The sequence below is a fragment of the Paenibacillus sp. JT31N7 genome, from assembly GCF_059692095.1.
In genome coordinates, this window is the sequence record NZ_JCAUAT010000009.1 from 117,552 (window position 1) to 142,481 (window position 24,930).

Here is a 24,930-nt window from a genome sequence, read left to right on the forward strand (position 1 = left end):
TTGCATTTTCCAGGGGAATCGTCTATTATTTGAAGCATGTTTCCGTGTCCCACAGGGAATGGCTGCAGGTGACCGGATAAGGATTAGGGGAGGTAAGAAATGCGTTTAAGAGGAAGAAAAGGCATCCGGGAAGCAATCGAGAAGCAGCGCGATCTCATTGTTTTGGAACCGGCTTTATATAAAGGAAAGTGGGCGGAAGTGTTCGGGAACGGCAATCCGGTTCATGTGGAGCTCGGAATGGGCAAGGGCCAGTTCATCAGCGAAATGAGCCGGCGCAATCCCGGGATCAACTTTATCGGGGTAGATATGTACGATGAACTGATTCGCAGAGCCAGCGAGAAAGTCCGGATCGCTCACGGCATTGAAGAATCGGCCGTGGATGTGTCGCTGGACAATATCCGGCTGGCGCTGTTCAACATCGAAAGGCTGGAGGAAGTGTTCGACGAGAACGAACTGGAGCGGATTTATTTGAACTTCAGCGATCCTTGGCCTAAGAAGAAACACGCCAGACGCCGCCTGACTCATGCGGGCTTTGTGCATAAATACAAACACGCGCTGAACGAGCGCGGCGAAATTCATTTCAAAACCGATTCCAGATCCTTGTTCGAATTCTCGCTGAATTCTTTTGCGGACATGGATTTGAGAATGCGGAACATCTCCCTCGATCTGCACGGCGGCTTCGAGGAAGGATTCAATCCGGATCACGTGATGACGGAGTACGAAACAAAATTCGCCAAACAGGGCATGAACATCCACCGCGTTGAGGTGGTGCTCGGGTCCCGGGCGCTTGCCGAGCATGTGGAACGCCTTAAAGAAGAACAGCAGTCCTAGACGGACTGCTGTTCTTCTTTGTGTATAAGCGTCATGATGACCTGGGAATAGTCCGTTTGGAACATACTGCGGCAGCTTTCCCGGATGTCTTCCCGCATCCGCCGCATTTCGTTTCCGCGTTCCGATAAACCTTTGAACCACAAGCGGATGGTTTCTTCCGACAAGATGGATTCCCCGAAGCCGTTTTCCGTAAAGAAAAGCAGGTTTTCTTCTTCCTGCCCCGGTATAGGCTTGTGGAAAAGCATCGGAATGCCTTTGGCCAGTCCTTCCGTACAGGTCATTCCGCCGGGTTTGGTCACCAGCAGATCCGAGACTTCCATCAGCTTGTCGACTTCGTTCGTAAAGCCGAGCAGCTTGACGTGAGGATGAAGGAAGCGGGGGTCCTCCTGGCATTTCGCCAATGCCTTCTGATTGCTTCCGAAGCAGAAAATAAGCTGCACCCGGTCGCGCCAGCGGAGCATTTCGTCAAGAATGGTGTCGCCCCCGATGAGTCCCCAGCCGCCTCCCATGACGAGCACCGTAGGAATGGAGGCCAGCCCGAACCGGCGGCGGATTTCCGCCTTGTCGTGAGGCTGACGGAAACCTGGATGCACCGGAATGCCGGTGATTTCGATCTTGTCGCCGGTCACTCCGCGGTGGAGCAGTTTTGTTTTGACTTTGTCGGAAGACACGAGATATTTGTTGACTTCCGGCGAAATCCAGGTGCCGTGCACGTCATAGTCCGTTATGACCGTGCATAAAGGCACAGACAGCCCCGCCCGTTTCAGACGGGACACGACGATGCTCGGGAACGGGTGCGTGCAGACGATAGCGTCGGGACGCAGCTGGGTAATGATCTGGGCCGTCTGGGCGTAGAAGATCCGGTGAAGCGCCATTTGCGTGAGGGGATTCAATGATTTTTTGTATTGGAAGCGATAAAGCTTTCCGTATAATTTCGGCTGGGAGTGAAGTGTTTTGCGATAGGCGGAAAAAATCCATCTGGCTAACGTGGGGTGAAGGAAAGCGCCGAGTTCCAGAACGCGCGTCTGGATGCCTGGATACAGCTGCCGCATATTTTCGGAAAGGGCGTAAGCGGCCTGGGTATGTCCGGCACCGAAGCCTTCGGATAACAGCAGTACTCTTTTTTTGCGCAAGTCTATTCACCTTTCCTTCGTATCCATGAATTTCCATCCTCTTACCATACTCAATTTAAGGCCACAGCGCAACGGAGGCAGCAGCCGCTCCCGAGCCGATTACCGCTCCGGCCAGGCAGTCGCTGGGATAATGAAGTCCGAGGTACATGCGCGACAGGGCGATCAGCAGGGCGAGCGGAATAAGGACGAAACCGAGAGCGGGCATGTGGGCCACGAACGGGACGATCACAGAGAAGATGGCGGTCGTATGGCCGGACGGAAAGCTGTGGTCCTGCAGCGGATTTCGGCCGGTTCTCGTATTGGGCACAACCAGATACGGGCGTCTGCGAGGATACAGCTTCTTGACGACGGCTACCGGAATATGGCTGACCGCAAGGGCGGCGAGCGCCTGAATGCCGGCAATCTGCCAGATTCCTTTTCCGAATAGGGACAGGAGCAGTGTGACCGCAATGGTCGCCGTAGCTCCGCCGAGATGAGTAAGCGTCCCGAGGATTCCGTCCAGTATGGTGTGCCGGAAACGCTGGTTGACATAGAGAAACATGCGTGTTTCGTGCCGGTGCATCCAATGAACGACTTTGCTCATGATGATGCCTCCTTCCCCTGATAGCTAACGGTAGTGCTAGTGTACCTGTTAATTCTTAACGAGAACGAGTGCTAATTCTTAAGAAAGGTTTAATTTTTACATGGAGTTTCTTCGTTTCTTATTTTGACGAGGGATTCCCTCGGGCACCTTCAGTATAAAATCATTTTGTTAGCGCAGTATCAACGGAGGCGGCCGCGAGATATTTACAAGTTATTAACCGGGTTATGACTTTTCAAAGCTCTCTCGTTAACAAACGCCCTATACAATCGAGAAGAGAAACTTCTCGGAGCGTATCGGTCTGCGGCTCCGGGTGGGTTCATCCGAGCTGTGGAAACGGAGGGCTGTTTTTATGAGAGTCGCGTTGTTTACGGATACGTTTCTTCCCGATGTCAACGGTGTCGCCAAAACGCTGGGACGCTGGGTCCGGTATCTGGAATCCCGCGGGGCGGTGTGCCGGGTATTTGCGCCTGCGGCCGGGGAGGCCGGAGTCTCGGGCATCCGGAGTGTGGAACGATTTTACAGCATTCCTTTCTCATTGTATCCGGATTGCAGAATGGCGATACCCAATCCCCTGCTAATCGGGAGGATGCTTAAGGAATTCCGTCCGACCCTCATCCATCTGGCTACGCCGTTTAACCTCGGCCTGACGGGCCTTCACTACGGGAAAAAGCACCGGATCCCCCTGGTCGCCTCCTACCACACGCATTTCGACCAGTATTTGGCGCATTACCGGCTCCAATGGATGGAACCGATGCTTTGGAAATATCTGCTTTGGTTTCACCAAAACTGTGTAAAAGTATATGTACCTTCGCCCTCGACCGGTAAAATACTCCATACAAAAGGGCTGACGGGTACCGAACTATGGGGGCGGGGCATCGATACGGACGAATTCCGCCCTCATACGGACAGAAGGAAAGTTTTGCATAAGCACAACCTTTTGCCAGGCAAATTCGTATTACTTTATGTAGGACGCCTCGCGCCCGAAAAAGGTTTGGATGCGCTGGTACGCGCCTTCGCAAATCTGCCCGAAGCTTTCCGCGCGAAGTGCGCGCTGATCCTTGCGGGAGACGGTCCCATGCGGGCGGAGCTGGAGAAGCGATTGGCCCCGTACCCGGATGTCCGTTTTTGCGGCTTCGTGGAGGGCAAAGAGCTGGCGGAGCTTTACGGGGCCGCCGACGTATTCCTGTTCCCGTCCGCCTCGGAAACGTTCGGCAACGTGGTGCTGGAGGCGATGGCGTCCGGAACGGCCGTCGTCGGTGTGAACGCCGGTGGAGTGGCGGATAACGTCAGGCATGGGTATACGGGCCTGCTTTGTCCGCCTGACGATGCGTCCGCTTTGTCCGCGGCGGTGCAAAGGCTTTACGAAGCCCCCGAACTGCGTCGAAAACTGGCGCTCGAGGGCCGGTCGCACGCGCTTACCAGGAGTTGGGACTCAATTTTCGGAACTCTCTACGAAAGTTATAGAGAGGTTGCGGGAGACGCCGGCGGCGGAGCCCGAAGAGTGGCAGGCATCGTGAAATAAGCGCCGCGCCGGGACAATCCGTCCAAGTTGTTTTGGCCCTGCGGCTCGATTATAATGGAGCAGACGGCCTGCCCGCCGAAAAATAAATACAAAAACGGGCCCGCAAATATGAAGTTTTACAGAGGCCAAAGTCACAAAAGAGTAGAAAACCGGGGGAAGAAGCCGCAATCGCACACTAGAACGAGCGCCGATTACTTTACTGGGGTCTTTTCGCGCTAAAATGTTCGAACCGACCAAATAGTCCATTAATAGGGTTTTGACAAAAGCATGGAAACCCGTCACAATCAAGAACGATTGCATTGGCTTCTACAAAAAATGATTACAATGGCTTCAAATGGAACAAAATGGGTTACATACAAAGCGATAAATATAAAAACAGACTTTGTTGTGAACATTAAAAGGGGGGTTTACGATGCTGGATACAATTTTGCTGGTCTTGCAAATTGTATTGGTGTTATTCGGGGCTTATCAGTTGTTTCTAACATTCTTTGGCTGGAAGCGTCCGAAAAAGAAAACGCAGCATCCGCCGCAGAAATCATTCGCAGTTCTGGTAGCGGCGCATAACGAAGAAGAAGTAGTAGGGGCCTTGCTCGAAAACCTGAAGCAGCTTGATTATCCGAAAGAGCTGTACGATGTTTTCGTCATTTGCGACAACTGTACGGACAGCACGGCGGATATTGTCCGCAGCCACGGACTGTATGCGTGCGAGCGCAACAACCCGAATCTGCGCGGCAAAGGGTACGCCATCGAATGGATGCTCAAAGAGCTGTGGAAGCGTCCGCGCCAGTATGACGCCGTCGTGATGTTCGACGCCGACAACCTCGTCGGCCATGATTATCTGCGTCACATGAACGACGACCTGTGCAGCGGCTCCCAAGTCATCCAGGCTTATCTGGACACCAAGAATCCGAACGATTCCTGGGTTACGGCTTCCTACGCCATCTCGTATTATTTCGCGAACCGCTTCTGGCAGGTTCCGCGTACGAATCTGGGCCTCGCCAACTATCTTGGCGGTACAGGCATGTGCTTTGAGTCGAACCTGCTGAAGCAGATCGGCTGGGGCGCGACGAGCCTCGTCGAAGACCTTGAGTTTTCGATGCGCTGCGTCAAGCTCGGCGTCAAGCCGACGATGAACTACTATGCGAAAGTATACGACGAGAAGCCGCTGACGTTCAGAGCGTCCGTCAAACAGCGCCTGCGCTGGATGCAGGGACACTTCGACGTCTGCCGCCGCTACCTGTTCCCGCTCTTGTGGCAGGGACTTAAAGAGCGCAGCTGGACCAAAATCGACGCCGCTTTCTATTCGGCTAACGTATATAACTATTTCTTCGGTTCCATCTTGAGCGTGGCGATCTGGATCAAAGCCATCGTTCCGGGCGGAACGGACATGAATCTGTACGAATTAGCTCCGATTGTCAATGTCCTGGCCATCTCGCTTTATGTGATGCTTCCGATCTCGCTGTTCATCGAGAAGGCGTCCGGCAAAACGTACAAGTATCTGATCCTTTATCCGATCTTCATGCTGTCCTGGTGGCCGATTACCGTATACGCGTTCTTCACGCAGAACAACAAGCAGTGGAGCCATACGAAGCATACCCGTGTTATCCGCCTAGAAGAAGTGCAGAGCAAACAGGTCAGTTAACGTTTACCGGAAATTCGAGCAGAATAAAGTTGACTTGTCTTCTCCGGAGTGGTATAGTAGTACGAGTGATTGCATAACTGCATATTTTGAAAGAAGAGGCGCCCGCTTCTCACCTGACCGATTCCGTCGGCTGGTTACGATGAAATAACGTCAACGATTTGTTTTTGTGTGAACAAACGAACCGTGGGGATGTGGGCTGTTAGCCCGCATCCCTTTTTTATATCCTTGCAACAAGCTTGGAAACAATGGTTGGAGGTGGAGAATATTAGTAAAGATCACATGGTTAACGATGAGATTCGCGCGAAAGAAGTCCGTTTGATCGGGCCCGAGAGCGAACAGCTCGGCATTAAACCGATTCGTGAAGCGCTCCAAATGGCGGTTGACGCCAACTTGGATCTGGTGAACGTAGCGCCAACGGCTAAACCGCCGGTATGCCGCATCATGGACTATGGGAAATACCGTTACGAGATGCAGAAGAAAGAAAAAGAAGCCCGCAAGAACCAGAAAATCGTGGACATCAAAGAAATTCGCCTGAGCGCTACGATCGACGAACATGATTTCCAAACTAAGCTGCGCAATGCGGTTAAATTTTTGAGTGACGGTGACAAAGTGAAAGCTTCCGTTCGTTTCCGCGGTCGTGAGATCGCTCACGCCGAGAACGGAAGAAAAGTGCTGCAGCGTCTGGCTGCCGAAACCGAGGAGATCTCCAGCATGGAGCGCGCTCCTAAGCTTGAAGGCCGCAGCATGATCATGATCTTGACACCGAAAGCAACAGTCTAACATTTACGGGCGCGTGTATACGCGCCCTGCCTATGAATTTTATTTGAGGAGGACTTCCAGATGCCTAAGATGAAAACCCACAGCAGCTTGAAAGGCCGTTTTAAAATTACCGGTACCGGTAAAGTGAAAAGATACAAAGCTTACAGAAACCACCTGCTCAGCGGCAAATCCGGCCGTCAAAAGCGCGTACTCGCTACAAACCCGGTTATGGCTCCTGGCGACGTTAGACGCCTGAAGCAAGGCCTTGCACAAATTAAGTAATCACTTCGTTTCCATTACCCAAAATCGTTTAGGAGGTCATCATTATGGCAAGAGTCAAGGGCGGATTCACATCCCGTCGTCGTCATAAAAAAGTTCTGAAACTCGCAAAAGGTTATTTCGGTTCCAAACACCGTCTGTTTAAAACAGCCAATGAGCAGGTAATGAAATCCCTGCTTTACGCATACCGTGACCGTCGTACGAAAAAACGCGATTTCCGCAGACTGTGGATCGTGCGTATTAACGCGGCTGCACGCGTAAACGGTCTTAGCTACAGCAAACTGATGCATGGTCTGAAACTGGCCGGCATCGAAGTTAACCGTAAAATCCTGGCTGAACTGGCTGTCAACGATGCTAAAGGCTTCGCTGATCTGGCAACAGCTGCAAAGCAAAAAGTGAATGCCTAAACCGGCGTTTTCCGAATCGTCATGCGTGATAACTGCGCATGGCGATTCTTTTTTTGTCAGAGCTTGTAAAGCGGGCTTACAATTATTTTAAAGAAAAGTTGTTGACTATAGAGAGCGGCGTGCATATAATTATCTCTAAATCAATATTCTAAATTGTAAGACTCATCAGAAATCGGCTATGAAGAGGACGAAGTTATAAGGGCCCTTATGCTCAGAGAGCGATCGGAAACGCTGAAACCATCGCCATAATCCCTTTGTACGAGCTCACCTCGGAGCTGTTTTCCTGAAAAGCAAGCGGGCTGGTTAAGCCTTAACGCTTGGTGATTAGGGAGAATCGGAACGGCACACGTTACCGTGCCAAGTGTGCATTATGTCTGACATAATGTAACCTGTTAAGGTCCTGTGCCGCGAGGCGCACGACAAACTAGGGTGGTACCACGGAAGAATTCAAACCCCTTTCGTCCCGATGACGCCGGAAATCCGGCGCCGGGAGGATTGGGGTTTTTTGCATGCTGCCATGCGTTGATTTTAAAAAAATGGAAACGAAACGAGAGGAGGATTCTCATGAATGTGGGGACAGCCAAAAGGTCTAAAGAGGAATTGATGGAAGCGATGCGCAAGCCGGAACTGATTAACGGTTCGGAAATCTTGCTGCGAAGCCTGGTGCTCGAAGGTGTGGAATGCGTCTTCGGTTATCCCGGAGGCTCGGTACTTTATATTTACGACGCCATGCATGGATTCTCCGATTTTAACCACCTGCTGACGCGGCACGAGCAAGGCGCGATTCACGCGGCGGACGGTTATGCGAGATCGACTGGCAACGTGGGGGTTTGCATCGCGACGTCGGGTCCGGGGGCGACGAACCTGGTAACCGGAATCGCAACGGCGTTCATGGACTCCGTACCGCTGGTCGTCATCACCGGGAACGTAGCGACGACGGCGATTGGTACGGATGCTTTCCAGGAAGCGGATATCACGGGAATCACGATGCCGATTACGAAGCACAGCTACCTGGTACGCGATGTGAACGACCTGCCGCGGATCATTCACGAGGCCTTCTTCATTGCAAATACGGGACGCAAAGGCCCGGTACTGATCGATATTCCGAAGGACGTATCGGCACAGACGGCCATGTTCCACCCGGTAAGCGAGGTTAACATCCGCGGATACAACCCGACGGTTCATCCGAACAAGCTGCAGGTGGAGAAGCTGATCAAGGCGATCGAAGAAGCGGAGCAGCCGCTTATCATCGCCGGCGGCGGAGTCGTCTACTCCAACGCATCCAAAGAACTGCTGGAGTTTATCAACAAGACACGGATTCCGGTCACGACGACGCTTCTCGGTCTTGGCGGATTCCCGAGCGCTCACGAATTGTGGGTAGGGATGCCGGGCATGCACGGCACGTACACGGCGAACCAGGCGATCCAGAATGCGGATCTGCTGATCTCGATCGGCTCCCGCTTCGATGACCGGGTGACGATGAAGCTGGACGGCTTCGCGCCGAAAGCGAAGAAAATCGCCCACATCGACATCGACCCCGCCGAGATCGGCAAGAACGTGAAGACGGACATTCCGGTTGTCGGCGATATCCGCTCCGTGCTGGAATACGCCAACACGAAAGCGAAGCCGGCCAAATCGGAAAACTGGATCGCACGGCTTCAGGAGAACAAGCGGAACTTCCCGCTGAAGTATAAAGACTCCGATACGGTTTTGAAGCCGCAGTACGTGATCGAGATGATCAACGAAACGACCAAAGGCGAAGCAATCGTGACGACGGATGTCGGCCAGCACCAGATGTGGGTAGCCCAGTATTATAAATTCCAGCATCCGCGCTCCTGGATCTCCTCGGGCGGTCTGGGTACGATGGGCTTCGGTTTCCCTTCCGCCATCGGGGCGCAGATGGGCAACCCGGATAAGCTGGTCGTTTCGATCAACGGGGACGGCGGCATGCAGATGTGTTCCCAGGAACTTGCCATTTGCGCTATCAACAACATCCCGGTAAAAATCGTTGTCATCAACAACCAGGTGCTTGGTATGGTCCGGCAGTGGCAGGAAATTATTTACGACAACCGGTACAGCCATATTGACCTGGCGGGAAGCCCGGATTTTGTCAAACTGGCGGAAGCTTACGGCGTTAAGGGTCTTCGGGCCACGAACAAAGAGGAAGCTCAGCGGGCTTGGCAGGAGGCTTTGGATACTCCGGGGCCGGTTCTAATCGATTTTGTGGTTGCCAAGCACGAGAATGTGTTCCCGATGGTAACGCAAGGCAGCACGATTAGCGAGATGCTGATGGGGGAGGACGACTAATATGATCACGAAACATACCATTTCCATTCTGGTTAACAATCAGCCCGGCGTCCTCCAGCGGGTATCCGGCTTGTTCGGCCGCAGAGGGTACAACATCGAAAGTATCACCGTGGGAGAGTCCGAAGAAGCCGGACTCTCCCGGATGGTGATCGTCACCGAAGGCGACGACAACACGCTGGAACAGATTTCGAAGCAGTTGTACAAATTGATCGATGTGATCAAAGTGATCGATCTCAGTAAAAATCCGATGGTCGCCCGGGAGCTCGCTTTGATCAAGGTCAATTCGGAGCCCGCCCAGCGCCCTGAGATTCTCGGCATCGTGGACACGTTCCGGGCCGCTGTAGTCGATATCGGTCCAAGCTCCCTGATTGTCCAGACAATCGGCGATTCCGAGAAAATCGACGCGATGATTGAACTGCTCCGTCCTTACGGAATCCGCGAGCTTTCCAGAACGGGCGTTACGGCGATGATCCGGGGCGCTATCAAGTAAAGCGGTCGGATTTTGCCGGACTTTTTAACCTTATATATTCATTCGTTCTTTGCAGAAATCAGATAGGTCGATTCGTCAGCTAAGTCCCCTTGAATGGGACTTTCAGCTCTTAACTCTTTGCTGCTGCAAATCAGTAATTCATTGACGGTTGAAAGCTGAAAGGCCCATTCAATGGGGAAATCATACACGGTTATTTATTTTAAGGAGGATATTATCCAATGGCAGCTACTATGTACTATGAAAAAGACGCAGACTTCGCATCCCTTCAAGGTAAAACGATCGCAATCGTAGGTTACGGTTCCCAAGGTCACGCTCAAGCGCAAAACCTTCGCGACAGCGGACTGAATGTAATCATCGGTCTTCGCCCGGGTAAATCCTGGAACACCGCACAAAACGACGGATTTGAAGTGTTCACGGTTGAAGAAGCGGCTGCACGCGCAGACGTGATCCAAATCCTTATGCCGGACGAAACGCAAGCACGCGTATACAAAGAAGCGATCGAGCCGAACATGAAAAAAGGCGTAGCGCTCATGTTCTCCCACGGCTTCAACATTCACTTCGGCCAAATTAAAGCGCCTGCCGATGCAGACGTATTCCTCGTAGCGCCAAAATCCCCGGGCCACATGGTTCGCCGTACGTATGTGGAAGGTTTCGGCGTTCCCGGCCTGATCGCGATCGAGCAGGACGCAACCGGCAACGCGAAGCAAATCGGTCTCGCTTATGCCAAAGGTATCGGCTGTACACGCGCGGGAGTTATCGAAACAACCTTCAAAGAAGAAACCGAAACGGATCTGTTCGGTGAGCAAGCCGTTCTTTGCGGCGGTGCAAGCGAGCTCGTTAAAGCCGGTTTCGAAACACTGGTTGAAGCGGGCTATGCGCCTGAAATGGCTTACTTCGAGTGTCTGCACGAACTGAAGCTGATCGTTGACATGATGTATGAAGGCGGTCTGTCTTCCATGCGCAGCTCCATCTCCAACACGGCGGAGTACGGCGACTATGTAACGGGCCCTCGCATCATCACGGCTGAAACGAAAAAAGCGATGAAAGATGTGCTGACGGATATTCAACAAGGTAAATTCGCACGCGACTTCATCCTTGAGAACCAATCCAACAACGCGTTCATGAACGCGACACGCAGAAACGAAGCCGAGCACCCGCTGGAGCAAGTAGGTTCCCAGCTTCGTGAACTGATGCACTGGATCAAGAAGTAAGCAAAGCCGAATAGATAGCCAAAACCAAGCTTCGGGAGGTGAACGCAAGTGAGAAAAATCTATGTGTTTGATACGACGCTCCGGGACGGAGAGCAGTCACCGGGGGTCAATCTCAACATGCAGGAGAAGGTCGAAATTGCGCTTCAGCTTGAGAAGCTGGGCGTTGACCGGATCGAGGCCGGGTTCCCGGCCGCTTCTCCGGGAGATCTGGAAGGAGTCGCTTCCGTAGCCCGCGCTGTGAGAAATGCAACGATTATCGGTCTTTCCCGCTCGCGGGAACAGGATATCGATGCGGCGCGCGAAGCGCTGAGGCATGCTCAGGATCCTTGCCTGCATTTGTTCCTGGCCACTTCGCCGATTCACCGCAAGCACAAGCTGCGGATGGAGAAGCAGCAGGTGCTGGAGACGGCCGAAGCCGCTATCCGCTATGCGAAGAAATATTTCGATAAAATCGAATTTTCGCCGGAAGACGCCGGACGGACCGAACTCGACTTCCTCTGCGAAGTAACCGAGATGGCGATCCGCGCAGGCGCTACCGTGGTGAATATTCCGGATACGGTCGGATTTCTGTATCCGAGCGAATTCGGGAACATTTTCAAAACGCTGAAAGAAAACGTACCGGGCATCGAGAAAATCCAGCTCAGCGCCCACTGCCACGATGATCTCGGGATGGCTACGGCCAATGCGCTGGCGGCGATTCTGAACGGTGCCGATCAAATCGAGGGTACCCTCAACGGAATCGGCGAGCGTGCCGGCAATACGTCGATCGAGGAAGTCGCCATGGCGCTGGAAACCCGCCAGGAGTTTTTCCAGGCGAAGACATCCCTGGTGCTCTCCGAAATTTACCGCACAAGCCGCCTGGTCAGCAAATTGACAGGAATGGATGTGCCGGGCAACAAAGCGATCGTCGGCGCTAATGCCTTCGCGCATGAATCGGGTATCCACCAGGATGGCATGCTGAAAGAGAAGACGACGTACGAGATCATGTCCCCGGAGACGATCGGTCTCAAGGAGAGCAAGCTCGTACTCGGTAAGCATTCCGGCCGCCACGCGTTCCGCGAAAAGCTTGTCGATATGGGGTACGACCTCAGCGACGAACAGGTAAACGCGGCGTTCGCTAAATTCAAGGATCTGGCCGATAAGAAGAAGAACGTGCTGGATGATGACATCCGCGCTCTTCTCGAAGAGAAGCTTGTCAGCACGCCGGAAGTATATGTGCTGGATTCCCTGCAGGTATCCTACAGCAACCAAGCCGTTCCCAACGCTACGGTGCGTATCCATGCCGAGGACGGCAAAGTGCTGGAAGAATCGGCAGACGGCAACGGTTCCGTAGATGCCATCTACAACGCAATCGATAAAACGACCGGCGAGGAAGTCGAGCTGGAGGATTACACGATCAAATCGGTTTCCTACGGCAAGGACGCGCTCGGCGAAGTTCATGTCATTTTGGGCCAAAAAGGCGTTTCCGTACAGGGCCGCGGAATTTCCACGGATATTCTGGAGGCAAGTGCCAAAGCCTATATCGATGCCTTGAACCGTTTGATCGAAAAGCGCAAAACACCGACTGCCAAGCGCAGCAATGTCACGTTGATTTAATACGCAGCACCTCACTCCCGCCGGGCGCGGAAGTGAGGTGTTTTGTTAACACGAAAGGGGCGGCATCATGAATTATCGGTTCTCAAAAACTTTGGAGGCTTTTTCCTCCTCCGCTGTACGTGAAATTCTCAAGCTTACGCAGGGCAAGTCCATCATTTCATTTGCCGGGGGCCTTCCGGCTGAGGAATTTTTCCCGGTAGAAGCCGTCAAAGAAGCGATCGGAAGAGTCATGGAGGGCGGCAAGTCTGCCCTGCAGTACGGGCTGACGGAAGGCTACACTCCGCTGCGCCAGAGCATCTGCAACCGCATGGCAACGAAGGGCATGCAGGTTACGCCGGACGACATGCTGCTGACGACGGGCTCCCAGCAGTCGATTGACCTGCTGACCCGCATCTATATCGACGAGGGCGACGTCATTCTCGTAGAGCGTCCGACCTACCTCGCGGCCATTCAGGTGTTCCAGGCGCGCGGCGCCAAAATCGTGTCGGTCCGGAGCGACCGCCACGGAATGGACCTGGAGGATCTCGAGGTCCAAATCAAGCAGCACCGTCCGAAGATGGTGTATGTGAATCCGAGCTTCTCCAACCCGGCCGGCCGCGTGTGGAGTCTGGAGCGCCGCAAAGGCCTCCTGGCGGCCTGCCGTCAGAACGATGTGCTTATCCTTGAGGATGATCCCTACGGCGAACTGAAATTCGGCACGACCGAAATCATGCCGTCCATCTTCTCGCTCGATCAGCATCCCGAAGGAAGCTGCGTCGTGTACACGAGCACGTTCTCCAAAATCGTGGCGCCCGCACTGCGCACCGGTTGGGTAATGGGCGACCGCGCCGTTATCCGCAGCATGGCTCAAGCCAAGCAGGCGGCGGATCTGCACTCGAGCACCCTCGACCAGATGACGCTGTATCAACTGATGGAGCAGTTCGACATGGATGCTCATATCGGGCTGATCTCGGTCGAGTACGAAAAGCGGATGCGCACCATGGTACAAGTGCTTCAGGAGAAGAACTGGCCGGGCGTCCACTGGAACGATCCGCAGGGCGGCATGTTCCTGTGGCTGGAGCTTCCTGCGCACATTGACACGCAGGTGCTGCTGGCCGCCGCCGTCCAGCAGGGAGTGGCCTTCGTGCCCGGCGTTTCTTTCTTCGCCGACGAGCCTGAGCGCAACACCATGCGCCTCAATTACACGCATGCCGGAGAAGCGGATATCAGGGTGGGCCTCGACCGCCTGGACGCTGTTCTGCAGCCTTTGCTGGCGGCTGCGCCGAGGGTGTGACGTTTTTTAACGTTTTGTAAAAGATCCTGCATGGTTTTGTCTGAGAACGCTCAAAACTCGGATAAGACCGGCAGGGTCTTTTTGCTTACGGAGAAAGTTGAATGGGGCGCGGCATTTTGATGTGAAAAAGAGATAGTGGGCATCTTAAAAAGTCGTTTATAGGTTTTTCCTATGAAACTGATAGCTTTTATATCTTAGTCATCCGTTTCCAAATGTGTTAAAACTGAAAGTAGAGATGCAGTAGGGATCGGATTAGCACGGCCCTGTCAGCTACGGACAATCCAAAGGAGTGAACGAACATGTCAGACGTGAAAAAAATCGCCGTCATCGCGGGGGATGGAATCGGCCCGGAAGTCGTTGCGGAAGCGGAGAAAGTACTCAAGAAAACCGAGGAGCTCTTCGGTCATCGCTTTGAGACGGAGCACGGTTTGTTCGGCGGCATTGCCATCGACGAGAAAGGCACGCCGCTGCCGCAGGAAACGCTGGAGCTGTGCCAGCGCGCGGATGCGGTACTGCTCGGAGCCGTAGGCGGTCCGAAGTGGGACAACAATCCGAAGGAGCTTCGTCCGGAAACGGGCCTCCTCGGTATCCGCAAAGCGCTCGGCTTGTTCTCGAACATCCGCCCGGCTGTCGTGTTCGACTGCCTGAAGGACGCGTCCACTCTCAAGCCGGAAGTGCTTGACGGAACGGATCTTATCGTGGTCCGCGAGCTGACAGGAGGCATTTACTTCGGCGAGAAATTCCGCCGCGAGACAGAGAACGGACAAGAAGCGGTCGATACCTGCGCTTACAACGTAAGCGAAGTGGAACGCATCGCACGCCAGGCGTTCGAAATCGCCCGCACGCGCAGCAAGAAGCTGGCTTCGGTCGATAAGGCGAACGTGCTGGAGACTTCCCGCTTGTGGAGAGAGACGGTCATCCGCATTTCCGCGGATTACCCGGATGTCGAACTTGAGCACGTGCTCGTCGACAACTGCGCGATGCAGCTTCTGCGCCGCCCTTCCAGCTTCGACGTTATCGTCACCGAGAACATGTTCGGAGACATCCTGAGCGACGAAGCGGCCATGCTGACCGGATCGATCGGTATGCTGTCGTCCGCTTCGCTGGGCGAAGGAAGCTTCGGCCTGTACGAGCCTGTACACGGCTCCGCCCCGGATATCGCCGGTCAAGGGATCTCCAACCCGATCGCGACGATCCTTTCGGTGGCGCTGATGTTCCGCCTGACGTTCGGCTACCACGAAGCCGCGGACGCGATCGAGCGGGCCGTGAAGGAAGTGCTCGATGCGGGCCACCGCACGGGCGATATCGCGGTCGATAAATCGAAAGCGATCGGTACGAAAGAAATGGGCGACCTGATCGTCGCGGCCATTCGTAAATAAAAGAATGCCTGACACCGACACGCAGAAGAGAATTCGCTTTCTGCGTGTTTTCTTTTGTAAAGAAAAGATGAAGTCCGAGGGATACAAAATGAGCACTATTATAATAGGTAGAGATCCGTTCAGAAGCTTCGCGTCAGCGAACAAAAATGTAAAGCCGAAGGCCGTAATGGCAGCAAACGTTCGCACATTGGTCATATTTTTATAATAATTATTATTTAATAGACTCTATAATCTTGACTTTCTTTTGGGCGGATGATACCATTTTATTATTCGATAAGGAAAAGATCAAAGGAGGAATTTTTGACATGGCAGAACGTTTGGTAGGCAGACCGGCTCCGGATTTCACGATGGAAACTGCACTTGGAGACGGAACGGATTTTGGAACAGCTGCTCTTTCCGATTACAAGGGCAAATGGTTGGTACTTTTCTTCTATCCTCTTGATTTCACTTTTGTATGCCCGACTGAAATTACGGCACTTAGTGAGGCTGCTTCCACTTTCAAGGATCTGAAAACCGAAATCCTCGGTGTTTCCGTGGACAGCAAGCACTCTCACCGTGCATGGATCAATACCGCTCGTGAGGATAACGGCCTGGGCAAGTTGAACTTCCCGCTTGCGGCTGACCTGACGAAATCCGTAGCTCGCGACTACGGCGTCCTGATCGAAGAAGAAGGCGTAGCTCTGCGCGGCCTGTTCATCATCGATCCGGAAGGCGAACTGAAATACCAAGTTGTTAACCACAACGATGTAGGACGCAGCGTAGAAGAAACTCTCCGCGTACTGCAAGCTCTTCAGTCCGGTGGCCTGTGCCCGATGAACTGGAAGCCTGGCGACAAAAACCTGTCCGTAAAGTAAGTTGACGGACTGATTATAGGAGCTCCTCACTTTCCGCTTAACGGCGGCGGGCGGGGAGCTTTTGTTATGTAGAGGCACTGTAAAAGGCGGGCGTATGAAGTGAGCGGAGGAAGCCGTTTTGCGGGACAGGTATGCATGGAAGGCCGGCTGCCGATTTGAAGCAGTACGATTCACGCCCGGATTGGTGTATGCTAGTGAGAAAGTCTTGACCTTTCAGGCAAGAAAGGAGGAACAGGATGGATATCCAGCAGGAATTGTTGTATACCCCGAATCACGAGTGGGTCCGGATAGACGGAAGCCGGGCTACGATCGGATTGACGGATTATGCCCAAATGGAAATCGGAATGGTTGTGTTTGCAGAGCTTCCGGAGGAAGGAGAGGAGCTGCAGGCCGGCGATCTTCTGGGAACGATGGAGTCCGTCACGGCGGAAGCGGATGTGTTTATGCCGTTGTCCGGGACGGTTGTATCCATAAACCGGGAGCTGCGCAAGAACTCCCATTATATCAACCGTTTTCCCTATGGCTCAGGATGGCTTGTTCAGATTGAGATGCACAAGCCGGAAGAGCTTGAAGCTTTGTGGAGCGCAGAGAAATATGCCGAAGTGTTTGGAGAGCGGTTTTAAACGCCGCTGGTCATGAGGGGCTGTTTATGGTCTTAGGACCTTTCGCGATTCTAATGCTGCGGCTCGGCGTCCAAAGCGTATAGCGGTGGTGGGGGAAACAGCGATGATGCCAGCCCGTAAGGGCCGTAAAAGCTCTTATAAGCGGCCGTAAAGCGGCTGGGAAGCTCTTTTAGGTGGAGAGTGGCCTTGCTGTGCAGCAAGGGACCGGGATGACCGCCTGTTAAAGGCGAAGAGCGCTGAAAAAACCGCAGGCCGATTCGAACGGCTTGCGGTCTTTTCAGGAGCAGGCAGGGTTATTTTCCTGCAAGCTGCTCATATTTGCTCAAGTATTTGACGACGGCGAGAACAAAGGTGGCGTGCGACCAGGTGAGAGGGGCCACGGACACCGGATCGCCGTTATACGGATCGAGCTGCTCGGGAAGAATCCCGCTCTCCATCTGATGGTTCACGACCCATTCCAGCGTCTGCCGCGGTGTCTCCAGATCGGCCAGCGTTTTGGCGCATTCGATTTCCCATTCGGCGATCCACAGCGTACAGATGATCCAGGGATTGCCCGGGACCTGGTCCACATCCTGCGACCGCTGGAAATAATAATCATGATGATAGCGGGCCACGCCGCCGACAGGGGTCTTGATGGACAGGCCGTTCTTGTTGGCCTGCATGGTGCGTACCACGCGGTCGTCGTCCGCCGGCAGGACGCCGAACTCGAAAATTCCGTACACCGAGCTTTCAAGCGTCATATCGCGCACCCAGGCTCCGTCTTTTTGGTACAAACCGCGGGCGAAACGGCCTTCTTTCTCATCCCAGAGATGAGTGAGGATGCCGTTTTTGATTTTCTCGGCCGTATGGCGGTAGCGGCTGCTGCGTTCCTCATCGCCGAACAGGTTGCAGAAGTTGGCCGCGGCGATCAGTCCTCCGTAAACCGCGGAAGCGGTGAACGTATAGATGCCGTACCGTTCTTCCCACAGGTCGTAGCTCGGCTTCGGCAGGCTCAGCTCCTGGTCGATATAGGTGGACATGAAACGTGCGGCCTTACGGATCAGATCGCGGTAAAGGGACTGTACCAGCTCCAGATTGCCGTGTTTCTTATAGTCCTGCCAGAGAGCGAACAGCACGAGCGCCGTCTCGTCTTCCTGAATCGGCAGCTGCTCGCCGCCGTTGTGTACATACGGATGCCAGCTCGATCCGACGGTTCCGTCCGGGTTGTATTTGTGATGCAAATACCCCTCGGGAGAAATCACGTTGGCGCAGAAGCGGTAGAACGGCTCCATCATCGCCTGATGGCCGGCCATGGACATGGAGTAGGCGACAAGAGCGCCGTCGCGCGGCCACATGTAGCTGTAATGGTCGCGGTTGCTCTGCATGATGTCCGAATCGTTGGCCGCGATAATCGCGCCGTTCACGTCGGTCTGGGTGCGCACGATGAGCAGGCTCTGCTTGAACAGGCGGATCACTTCCCCGCTCAAATCGCCGAACGACCGCTCCGTCTTGTTGACCCAGCGCTGCCAGTATATCTGAACGCGGTCGAGCAGCTTGCCGGGATGGCTTTCCTTGACATACTTGTCGAGCTTTTTCACGTCTTCTAGCGTGTGGCCCGCACTCAGCCAGTAGTATAGGGTATGATCGCCGGAAGGCGGCACATACATCCGGAACGAAATGGTGCTGTCGACCGAGCCCTGCGAGATAGGATTGCCCATCAAATGGCCGTCCTCGGCGTCCCGCCACGTGCCTTCGGCATTGTAAAAGCGCTTGACCCCGGTCGTATACTGAAAAATGCCGTCCGTACCCGTACTTCCGTTGAACATGAAGTATTTATCTTTTTTATAATGAAAAACGGTATGATTGGCCGGGTAATAGGCGGCAGTGTCGCCGACCTCCGTCTCGTTGATCACGAGATCCTGGTTAAAAAATACCCGGACTTCCTTCACCGCCGAGTGATGGTTGGTGATCTGAATCCGCTTCAGAAAAATATCCTCCCGCTGATGCACGCCGTCTTGAATGCGAAGCGTAATCCCGAGGCCGGGGTGCGTCGCCTTCACGTCGGTCACTAAGGAGTCTTCCACATAAGCACGCTGAAACTGCCATTCAGGCGCGTCCAACCACGAAAAAGCACCGTCCACCCAAATTCCGACACGACAATGATACCCGCCGATATGATTCAGCTGCCCTACATAGGGATAGTACAAATCCCGCATGTAAGAGTGTTCATCCAGATTGATGAGAAACTTCCCGTTACCGACAACGAAATGTCTGGGCAAAAAATCACTTCCTTACTGGTTACTGGTAAATCCAGGTTATTCGCCATAAGGTTACCGTTTTCAGAAGAAGAGGTCAACAAGTTTTTGTCGATCTTTGGCAATTTATGGCGCTTTGGTAAACGTTCGTGGTGGCGGCTCCGATTTCCTTCATATTAAAGCACGTGTGTAATTTAGTAGAGGCGCGTTTCGTAAAAAGAGCCGCAAGCTCCGGATCGCCCAGCAGAAGGCAAATCTTCTCGGCCCACGCCCGGGGATCCGCCGGAGGAATACGGAAGCCGTCTACGCCGTCTTCAATAAGCCCGGCAAGCCCGCCTATATCCGCAGCTACGAGAGGGACGCCCGCTCTCATCGCTTCAAGCGCGACGATCCCGAAGGGCTCGTATAGGCTTGGAATGGCGCAGACATCAGCTTCTGCAAAAAGCCCGGCTTTGGCGGCTTCGTCGGCGAAGCCCGTAAACCGTACGCGGTCGCCGAAGGGAAGGGCCAGCTCGCGGATGGAAGCATCCTCCGGTCCCGTTCCGGCAATGACCAGTTCCGTCTCCGGGAACAGCTCCAGGACATGAGGGAGCGCTGCCAGAAGCAGCGAAACGTTCTTCTCGGGCACGAGGCGTCCGAGATATAGAATCCGGCGTTTTGACACCGGCGAGTGCTTCGGATGTCCGGAATCTTCGGCACGTGCCGCAGCCGCATGCGGATTCCCGTGCTTCTCATCCTCGGAAGGGGAGGGAAGGCCGTTTGGAATGACCGCTACGGCGGATTTTTTCCGGTTGAAAAGCGACGTCACTTCTTCCGCCATGGAATCGCTGCAAACGATAAGTTCATCGGCTAGCTCCGCCAGGCTGCTTTCTGTATCGTGAATTTTACGAGAGAGGGGATCGTTCAGCCGACCCAGCTTCCGGCCGTGTTCGGTTGCGTGCAGGGTAGCGACAAGCGGCAGGCCGAGAGCCTGCTTGCTGTCGCGGGCGGCGTAATAAACCAGCCAGTCATGCGCGTGGATGACATCGAACCGAAACTTCTGATTTTCCTCCATTAGGTGTTCGATCCGTAAAATCATGGCGATGTTCAACCTGAACACCCAGTCCAAAAAATCCGGGGATTCGGAGCTTTGCAGCACTTCCACGCGATGAACGTACACTCCGTTCCAAAGACTGTCGGAGGCTTCACCCTCCCGGCGGCATGTTATCACATGCACAGTATGCCCGTCACGGGCCAGTTGTGCCGTCAGATCTCCCACCGCACGCCCCAGCCCTCCTATAAGATGAGGCGGGAATTCCCAGGCCAGCACAAGAACGCGGAGGCGGGCTTTTTTTCCGGAATCCGGAGCAGAGGTGCGGCGGTTTAGGGCAAGCGGCTTTTCCTGCGGACTTCCTGCCGGTTGCTTACCGTTTGTACGCTTTTCGGCGGCCGTTTGTCCTTCAGACGGTGGGCCCTTTGGAATCGAGGCCGATGCTTCGGAACGTTTTTTGTCCGGTAGAGCTTCGGTAAGATACCCCGGAAGGTAAGCTCTCCAATCCACATCGGGAAAGAGAGAAGCGTTTCTTTCCATTCTATGAAGCAATTCTAGCTCCCTGGGCGAGAGAATTGCGGGTTGTCTCGCATCTATATCATCCATTATCGGTACCAATTGATAGAAGTTATTCAGATGTTCGTGAAATCTTTCGGCGGCAAAGCCCGCCATTTCCCCCGATTCGATCATAAACGCCCAATCGCTGCTTTGTGCGAGCAGAAGCTCCCGCGCAGCTTGGCGCAGTATTCTGCCGGCGATTGTGTTGTGCGAAAGGTTTTCGTTTTGTTGCGGGCCCCGACAGGGGGCGGGGGGCTCGCAGGAACAAGACTCCGAGGTCGTGTTCGAGATCGTATCCGAGATCATGTCATGTGCCACAACATGGGCTTGGCGAGCTTTCCTCGCTGCGGAGTCTGACCGGGCGGTTCTTGCGGCGGCCAGCGCCATGGCTTCTTCTGCGGCATGCAGAAGCGGATACATCCAGTCTGTAGACGGATTCAGCCAGACGCTCGCATCGCTTCCCAGTCCCCAACTGGATAGAACGGGGGCTGTGCCTTCCTCGAAAGCGCAGCGCTCCTCATATAGAGAGGGCGTAAGAAACACAGGATTCAGCTCCGAATCGCGGAGTGAAGAGTCGCTGCTCGAACCGTTGGCGGAATAGCGCCGCCGCTGTTCGCGATCCCCTTCGCGCAGCAGGGTTTCCAGCCAGACAGGGCCTTCATGCCACCAGTGTCCGAACAGCTCGAGATCGAAGGCGCAGACGGAAACCGGCCGAGGCGGCAGCAAACGAGCCTCCGAAGCGGAAGCAGCCGGTCGGGTGGTCCCGCCCTCTCCAGCATAATAACCGGAGGAGCGGGTATGCTCGGCTTCCGGCGGCGCTGTGCAGGAAGCTGGCTTTTGCCGCGCAGGGTCGGCCGCCGGGTCCGAAGCCGAGACGGATTCGGCAAGGCCGCGGACGGCAGCTGCGCAGGCGAAAGGGTCTGGCCCGGTCCCCGCATGGTCGGTCAGCGCGGAGGCATCCGCAACGGCAGCGGAATCAACCGCCGCATCGGCCGCACGGTTCGAAGCCGGAACGGCAGCGGCAGGCTCGCGGTTGACTGCAGAGGCGGATGCAGGCCTGGGCGCAGCTGCAAGGGCTTTAGAAGCGTCTGCAACGGCAGAGGAGCCGACCGCCGGATCGGCCGCTGTAAGTCCGGCCGCCGCCCCGCGCGTTTGCGGGGCGCGGCCTTGCAGTTCCGCGGCGCCGAGGGATGCGAGGAAATGCCTCGCATGCCCGGCGGCCAGCTCCGCGGCGCGGTCGGCGTCGTACGGGGCTTTGCCGCAGGCTCCGTCTCCGCCGCGGGCGGCGCCCGTTATGCGACAGTACTTGTAGCCTGTCGCAGCGGGAGTGCCATCCGGCAGGACGTACGGCCGGATGTAAGCCTGCTCGGCCGGAGCGCCGCGGCCGAGCTCGTACCCGATATCGCGGTAATATTCGCGATAATCGGGGTGGCCGGGATAGCCGCTTTCCCGGCTCCACACCAGAGCCGAGGCGGCCGCATCCCGGGTGAAAACCTGAAGGCCGCCCGGTGTGACGTACGGAGCGGCCGGTCCCTGTCCCGGGCCCCCGGTTTTGTCGTCCGGGGCCTCCAGGATCGTAAAGCGAAGCCCCAGCTTACGCAGGATAGGCTCCAGCCGGGCCGTGTACCCGCATTCCGGCAGCCAGATCCCGGATGGGGCGAAGCCGAAATGCCGCCGGAACTCCGTCACGGCGGTATACACTTGCGCGAATGCGGCTTCCTCCGTTTTGATTAAAGGGAGGAAAGGGTGGGTAGCGGCCGTGGGAATTAGCTGTATCAAGCCCCGGTCGGCGTAAAAACGCAGCCGCGGGATCATTTTGCCGTCCATCTCGTCGAATAAAGCAAGCATGTCCGCATACCTTCCGGCATAACGGGAGGCAAGGGAGACCGGCCCGGGCTTGTCTGCAAGCCGTTCTTTTTCTTTGCGGCCCAGCTCTATACGCCGTTTCAATATTTCCCGTGTACGTTTCTGCAGCTCGGGGTTCTCCCACATAGACAAGAGCACGGGGCTTACGGACAAGGTCACCGGGGAGTGGACCTGGCCGCTTAGCAGACGGTCCATACAATCGACGAAGGGCAGATAGACATCGCACATCGCTTCATGGAACCAATATTCTTCTAAAGTGAGACCGTCTTCGGGCCGGTACACGTAAGGCAGATGCGCGTGAAGAACGAGCAGAGAGGGAATGGGCGGGGACATGCTCACGGCTTTTCTCCTTCCTGTTTGGGCGGCGGATAGATCGTGTAAGTAGAATAGAAGCCAAAATCAACCGGCAGAAGAGGAAAAAGGGGCTGCTTATTCCCACTGTGCCGCTCTTCTTCTTCCGGGGACGGACTTTCCCCGGAACTGTCGCCCGTCCGAACGGGAGCGGACCTCAATAAAGGAAGAAAGCTGCGATTGGCGTTCAGCATTCCCACTTCCGCCTGCCACAGGCCCTTCCGGCCTTGCGTGCCGATATAGGCGGAACCGGCATTTTCCGCGGGCGGCATGGTTCGGACCTCATAAACGACAGACTCGCCAGAGCCTTCACAATATCCGCTTATGCGGACGGATAGCAGACCTTCTTTGTCGGCTTCGGTTCCGTACTCGGCGATTATGGAAGCCAGCCGGGATGAAACCGACCAGTAAACAAACAGAACCGTCTGCCGCTGAATCATAAGATGAACATTGCCGAGCTTGGGCTGCGGCACTGGGGAATGGGATGGGCGGGTACCGTTCAGAGTAAATTCCTCTCTTCCTTGCCGGGCGTACGCCGTATCGTTTTGAATAGTTCTATTGTAGCACAGCGGAAAGAAGCTCCCCAATCTTTGAGGAGAGGAAGCCGGGGAATACAGGGGATGTCAGGTTGCTCCCGGTTCCCGTTGCCCGGTGACTGCCGCTTATTTTACCTCCGGTCCGCCTTCTTCATGTAGGGGTGGTCTGGGGGAGCCGTCGCGATTCCGTCAAGCGCATCAGCGTATCGTAACGGTTCGCGGAGTCCCAAAGGGCTTGAATGTCTTCCAGGTTGAAACCGGTGTAATTCTCCACCTTTCCCGTGTGGTAATAGACCGAAAACTCACCGGTCTGCCCCTCGAATTTGACAAAAGCAATCTGCCGAGAAATGATGGGAATAATCGTCATTGCACGTCCCTCCGATCTGGTGGTAAAAAGGATTCCGGCTTGGTTACGCAGTTTCCGGAAAGTCCCGTTCCTTTGATTTTATGTGGGCTTTGTTAGAGTTAGAAGCACGGCAAAGCTTGGTCCTGTAAAGGATAAGCTCGTGGTTCCGCCTAAAAAATCCGAGTGGAGCGAGGCCTATTTTGCTAGAAAAAGAGGAATTTTCCTTTGTGCCGGTGAATAGGAATGTTGTAAAATAAAGCATCACATGCAAACGACATGCGTAAATTCACTTCCGCAGGCCGGGAAGGTCTGTAGGACGATCCTTGGGAGGGAAGTATTATGAGTTTTTGCTGCGGTGCAAGTATGATCGGGTCGAAGGGGACCCTTAAACATATACGAACAAGCATTCACAATGTCCCGATTCTTTTCTGTCCGGTTTGTCACCGGATCGAGGTTCATCATCTGATAGAAAACGAGTACGAGTTACTGGCCGAATATGCGCACGGAGACGGTGCCGCCGAGGTTGATTTCATCGATTATGTGGAAGGCAAGCAGGGATCGGCTATTTACGAGAACTGCGTGAACCACGAGGATGAGGAACCGATGGAAATTGTCCAGAATCAGATCGATATGGGACTCGATTTGCTTTCGGTCGCCAAGTCTCTCGGGGACAGCGCGTGGGAGGACCAGCTCAAAAAACGTCTCCAGGTGCTCAGCCGCCGCCGGAGCAAGCTTGTTAAAGGCCGTACGCCTCAAAGTCCGTAAACCGCTGCAAAACACCGCACTTATTATAGAAGGTATTCTCATATGAAAAAAACGGTCAGAGGGTGCTCTGGCCGTTTTTTTGTTTGGTGCAAATCGGTTTGAAGAAATCAAATTTGTTGAGCTTATTTTAATAGGTACAGGCTGGGATTATGGAACATAAAAAATACTGATAATACCACTAATACCCTTATTCTGGAATGTAATTGTCTTTCTTCCGCGTTTTTTGAGAAGATGAGGGGTATTCCGCTCTTTTTTCTGAGAAAACTCTGTGAAATTACTTAACTTTTTCGCCGATATTAAAGCTTGTGATATAATAGCAAAGATTGACCCCCCGAAGAAATTGTTGGAAATCGAA

21 protein-coding genes are annotated in these 24,930 nt (G+C 54.3%); 15 read left to right on the forward strand and 6 right to left on the reverse strand.

What is annotated here, in order from left to right:
* Window positions 1-99: 99 nt before the first annotated feature.
* Entirely contained in the window at window positions 100-831 is a 732-nt protein-coding gene (gene trmB, locus AC58P5_RS25945; RefSeq protein ID WP_497391780.1) for a tRNA (guanosine(46)-N7)-methyltransferase TrmB, read from the forward strand.
* Here trmB and AC58P5_RS25950 read toward each other — a convergent pair.
* Window positions 828-1,964: an MGDG synthase family glycosyltransferase gene (locus tag AC58P5_RS25950; protein WP_497391781.1), complete on the reverse strand. Its 1,137-nt coding sequence runs from the start codon at window positions 1,962-1,964 to the stop codon at window positions 828-830. The genes trmB and AC58P5_RS25950 overlap by 4 nt on opposite strands.
* Before the next feature lie 55 nt (window positions 1,965-2,019).
* Window positions 2,020-2,547 (reverse strand): phosphatase PAP2 family protein, encoded by a 528-nt coding sequence (locus tag AC58P5_RS25955; RefSeq protein ID WP_497391782.1) that lies wholly within the window; start codon window positions 2,545-2,547, stop codon window positions 2,020-2,022.
* 349 nt (window positions 2,548-2,896) lie between these two features.
* On the opposite strand from AC58P5_RS25955, the gene AC58P5_RS25960 reads away from it, so the two are divergent.
* From AC58P5_RS25960 to gcvH, 13 genes are all read left to right on the forward strand, one after another.
* Window positions 2,897-4,069 carry a glycosyltransferase family 4 protein gene (locus tag AC58P5_RS25960; protein ID WP_497391784.1) on the forward strand — a complete coding sequence of 391 codons (1,173 nt, stop codon included), beginning with the start codon at window positions 2,897-2,899 and terminating at the stop codon, window positions 4,067-4,069.
* A gap of 412 nt (window positions 4,070-4,481) precedes the next feature.
* Window positions 4,482-5,711, forward strand: coding sequence for a glycosyltransferase family 2 protein (locus AC58P5_RS25965; protein ID WP_497391786.1), 1,230 nt, complete (start codon window positions 4,482-4,484; stop codon window positions 5,709-5,711).
* 279 nt (window positions 5,712-5,990) lie between these two features.
* Window positions 5,991-6,491, forward strand: coding sequence for a translation initiation factor IF-3 (gene infC, locus AC58P5_RS25970; protein ID WP_497391822.1), 501 nt, complete (start codon window positions 5,991-5,993; stop codon window positions 6,489-6,491).
* A gap of 60 nt (window positions 6,492-6,551) precedes the next feature.
* Window positions 6,552-6,752 carry a 50S ribosomal protein L35 gene (rpmI, locus tag AC58P5_RS25975; RefSeq protein WP_009672104.1) on the forward strand — a complete coding sequence of 67 codons (201 nt, stop codon included), beginning with the start codon at window positions 6,552-6,554 and terminating at the stop codon, window positions 6,750-6,752.
* A 44-nt stretch (window positions 6,753-6,796) separates the two neighbouring features.
* Window positions 6,797-7,156, forward strand: coding sequence for a 50S ribosomal protein L20 (rplT, locus tag AC58P5_RS25980; RefSeq protein WP_103994365.1), 360 nt, complete (start codon window positions 6,797-6,799; stop codon window positions 7,154-7,156).
* A 564-nt stretch (window positions 7,157-7,720) separates the two neighbouring features.
* A complete protein-coding gene (gene ilvB, locus AC58P5_RS25985; RefSeq protein WP_497391789.1) occupies window positions 7,721-9,463 on the forward strand; it encodes a biosynthetic-type acetolactate synthase large subunit in 1,743 nt (580 codons plus the stop codon).
* A gap of 1 nt (window position 9,464) precedes the next feature.
* On the forward strand, window positions 9,465-9,953 hold the full coding sequence (gene ilvN, locus AC58P5_RS25990) for an acetolactate synthase small subunit (RefSeq protein WP_009672217.1): 489 nt from the start codon (window positions 9,465-9,467) through the stop codon (window positions 9,951-9,953).
* A 218-nt stretch (window positions 9,954-10,171) separates the two neighbouring features.
* The gene (gene ilvC / locus AC58P5_RS25995; RefSeq protein ID WP_413000720.1) at window positions 10,172-11,164 is read left to right on the forward strand and encodes a ketol-acid reductoisomerase; all 993 of its coding nucleotides are present in this window, start codon (window positions 10,172-10,174) and stop codon (window positions 11,162-11,164) included.
* Between the two features lie 48 nt (window positions 11,165-11,212).
* A complete protein-coding gene (locus AC58P5_RS26000; protein ID WP_497391790.1) occupies window positions 11,213-12,760 on the forward strand; it encodes a 2-isopropylmalate synthase in 1,548 nt (515 codons plus the stop codon).
* A gap of 67 nt (window positions 12,761-12,827) precedes the next feature.
* A complete protein-coding gene (locus AC58P5_RS26005) occupies window positions 12,828-14,033 on the forward strand; it encodes an aminotransferase-like domain-containing protein (RefSeq protein ID WP_497391791.1) in 1,206 nt (401 codons plus the stop codon).
* Between the two features lie 299 nt (window positions 14,034-14,332).
* Window positions 14,333-15,412, forward strand: a complete 1,080-nt coding sequence (gene leuB / locus AC58P5_RS26010) for a 3-isopropylmalate dehydrogenase (RefSeq protein WP_103994369.1) — start codon at window positions 14,333-14,335, stop codon at window positions 15,410-15,412.
* A gap of 305 nt (window positions 15,413-15,717) precedes the next feature.
* Window positions 15,718-16,266, forward strand: a complete 549-nt coding sequence (locus AC58P5_RS26015; protein WP_497391792.1) for a peroxiredoxin — start codon at window positions 15,718-15,720, stop codon at window positions 16,264-16,266.
* Window positions 16,267-16,502: 236 nt separating this feature from the next.
* A complete protein-coding gene (gene gcvH, locus AC58P5_RS26020) occupies window positions 16,503-16,889 on the forward strand; it encodes a glycine cleavage system protein GcvH (RefSeq protein ID WP_497391794.1) in 387 nt (128 codons plus the stop codon).
* A 293-nt stretch (window positions 16,890-17,182) separates the two neighbouring features.
* Here gcvH and AC58P5_RS26025 read toward each other — a convergent pair whose 3' ends face one another.
* The 4 genes from AC58P5_RS26025 to AC58P5_RS26040 form a co-directional block, all read right to left on the reverse strand.
* Window positions 17,183-19,147, reverse strand: coding sequence for a glycoside hydrolase family 15 protein (locus AC58P5_RS26025; RefSeq protein ID WP_497391796.1), 1,965 nt, complete (start codon window positions 19,145-19,147; stop codon window positions 17,183-17,185).
* 73 nt (window positions 19,148-19,220) lie between these two features.
* On the reverse strand, window positions 19,221-22,910 hold the full coding sequence (locus AC58P5_RS26030; RefSeq protein ID WP_497391824.1) for a 1,4-alpha-glucan branching protein domain-containing protein: 3,690 nt from the start codon (window positions 22,908-22,910) through the stop codon (window positions 19,221-19,223).
* Between the two features lie 2 nt (window positions 22,911-22,912).
* Window positions 22,913-23,368: a DUF4912 domain-containing protein gene (locus AC58P5_RS26035; protein WP_497391798.1), complete on the reverse strand. Its 456-nt coding sequence runs from the start codon at window positions 23,366-23,368 to the stop codon at window positions 22,913-22,915.
* Between the two features lie 247 nt (window positions 23,369-23,615).
* On the reverse strand, window positions 23,616-23,831 hold the full coding sequence (locus AC58P5_RS26040; RefSeq protein WP_497391800.1) for a hypothetical protein: 216 nt from the start codon (window positions 23,829-23,831) through the stop codon (window positions 23,616-23,618).
* Between the two features lie 318 nt (window positions 23,832-24,149).
* Here AC58P5_RS26040 and AC58P5_RS26045 point away from each other — a divergent pair, with 318 nt between their 5' ends.
* Complete coding sequence (locus AC58P5_RS26045; protein WP_497391802.1) at window positions 24,150-24,575, forward strand: hypothetical protein; 426 nt, start codon at window positions 24,150-24,152, stop codon at window positions 24,573-24,575.
* The last annotated feature ends 355 nt before the right edge of the window (window positions 24,576-24,930 follow it).